Origin of the sequence: Bradyrhizobium zhengyangense (genome assembly GCF_022012435.1) — a bacterium.
Taxonomy (GTDB): Bacteria; Pseudomonadota; Alphaproteobacteria; order Rhizobiales; family Xanthobacteraceae; genus Bradyrhizobium; species Bradyrhizobium zhengyangense.
Genome location: NZ_JAKLUA010000075.1, coordinates 1 through 1,530, shown reverse-complemented (window position 1 = coordinate 1,530; position 1,530 = coordinate 1). Strand labels below are relative to the sequence as shown.

1 protein-coding gene is annotated in these 1,530 nt (G+C 61.0%); it reads right to left on the bottom strand.

What is annotated here, in order from left to right; translation table 11 throughout:
* Positions 1 to 113 precede the first annotated feature (113 nt).
* On the bottom strand, positions 114 to 1,530 hold a 1,417-nt coding region (locus tag L6637_RS42210; protein WP_237867367.1), incomplete at its 5' end, for an ISNCY family transposase.

Sequence of the window (1,530 nt, the reverse complement as noted above, 5' to 3'; positions counted from 1 at the left end):
GTGCGATCGGTTGCCTCATTTATTTTGCTCCCGGCTTGGGTTGAGGAGGAGGCCGGGTGCGGAGATGGCCGGGGTTTCGGAGCGCCCGGCCTCCTCCGCTGGCGTCTGCCACATCATTGGGTTGTTGTGACCTCATGCCCCAGCAGCGTTTCCTCCGTAGGAACGAACAACAACGCGTTCGCTTGCTCGCTGCGCCAGGATTTAAGCCTACGCTGAAGCGTTCGAAGAAGCTTGTTCGGATAGGCTCCAGGATATTCCGCCTGCAACCGGGAGAGCAGTTCGCTACCAGTCCGCCAAGGCTCGGCTTCAAACCATTTTCGCAAATCTAGCGTTGCCCGGATGAGCGGGTCGGGACGCCGCCGGCCTCTTTTCGCTTTCACGATTGGCCGATCCGTCGGTCGCATAGCTCCGTCTTTCCAGGCGGTTCGTAGGCTTGCCAGGAAGAGATCGATCGGTTGCGATGCCGCAGCAGGATGGGCGATTGGCTGCGTATCAGCGAGCGCCGCGAGGCGTTCCTGCGCGCCGCGGATGTCGCGCAACAACGCGACCGGGTCGAGAGCGGCATAGATTTCTTGGAGATGGTGACGAATCGCATCGGGCGTGCGGGCGTCGGCGGCCAAGCGCTGGTGTGGCGTTGCCGGTGCGCTGTATGTCTTACGCACACGAGCACCGTCGCGCTGCTTGGCCATCAGTTTGAATGAGGGTTGGAAGAAGTTCACGAACAGCCGCGCCGATCGATAGAGTTCAGCCAGCAGCTTGGCCGCTTCCAGGCCCTCGAGCCGACGATAGCCGACCATCCTGCGCACGACGGCACCGTTCTTCTGCTCGACGAACGCCTGGTCGTTCTTCCGGTAGGGCCGGCAACGCGTGAAGACGATGTTGGCCGCATCGCAGTAGGCTTTCAGCGTCTCATTCATGAACACCGTATCATTGTCCGTATCGAGGCCGACCAGCGCAAAAGGCAATTGTTTGCGCAATTCCGTCAACACCGTGCTCAACAGTGTTTGTTCGCGCACGATCAGAGGAGCGCACTCCGTCCAGCCGGTAGCAATGTCGGTGAGCACGAGGGTCTGGATGAAGCTGCCGCGCGCCGATAGACCGCTATGCGCTACAAGGTCAGCCTCGACGAACCCCGGCGCCGGATCGTTCCAATCTGCCGACGTCCGTATTGGAATACTGCGACGCAACGAGTGCGTCGCGTGCCGTCGGCGCTTGCGACCTAATCCTTCTCGGACCCGTGCCAACGCGCGGTCGATCGTCGCAGCACTCATTGCCAAAAGTTTGTCGCGGATCTCGGGAGCAAGGTCGAGGTGGCCGTGCCGTTCCATCGCTTCAATCAGCGCAGGCATTAACGCCTTCAGCCGCTTCCCGCAGATCCGGTCTGACGCCTCCCAAAGCAGCACGAGCGCGTTGTGTTCCGCCTCATTATAGATCCGACGTCGCGCCCGTCGGCCTGCGCTTACGTCTTCCTGGCCTCGAAGTAGACGCATCGCATGTTTGCGATGGAATCCGGTGATGTCGACGAACTCG